This is a genomic window from Acinetobacter sp. UBA6526 (assembly GCF_002434875.1).
GTDB lineage: Bacteria > Pseudomonadota > Gammaproteobacteria > Pseudomonadales > Moraxellaceae > Acinetobacter > Acinetobacter venetianus.
Window position 1 is genome coordinate 11165 of record NZ_DJLC01000071.1, and the last position, 302, is coordinate 11466.

Annotated in this window: 1 protein-coding gene; it reads left to right on the top strand. The window is 35.1% G+C overall.

Annotation, left to right across the window (positions count from 1 at the left end; translation table 11 throughout):
- Window positions 1-302, top strand: a 302-nt coding sequence (locus B4237_RS04830; RefSeq protein ID WP_286941879.1) for a CBS domain-containing protein, incomplete at both ends; no start/stop codon positions are given.

Genomic DNA, 302 nt, shown 5'->3' on the forward strand with positions numbered 1-302 from the left:
GGTATTGGAATAATTCACAAAAACTTATCGATTGAAGACCAAGCGCTCATGGTTGATAGAGTCAAAAGATATGAAAGTGGAATGATAGTTAACCCTGTGACATTATCTAGTGATAAAACAATTAAAGAAGCTAAAGCTGTTATGTCAATGTATAAAATTAGCGGACTACCAGTTGTAGAAAATGAAAAGCTAATTGGGATAATCACTAATAGAGACATTCGTTTTGAGACTGATGAGTCCTTACCAGTCAAAGACAGAATGACTCAAGAAAAGCTTGTAACAGTTGAACAAGGCACAACGCT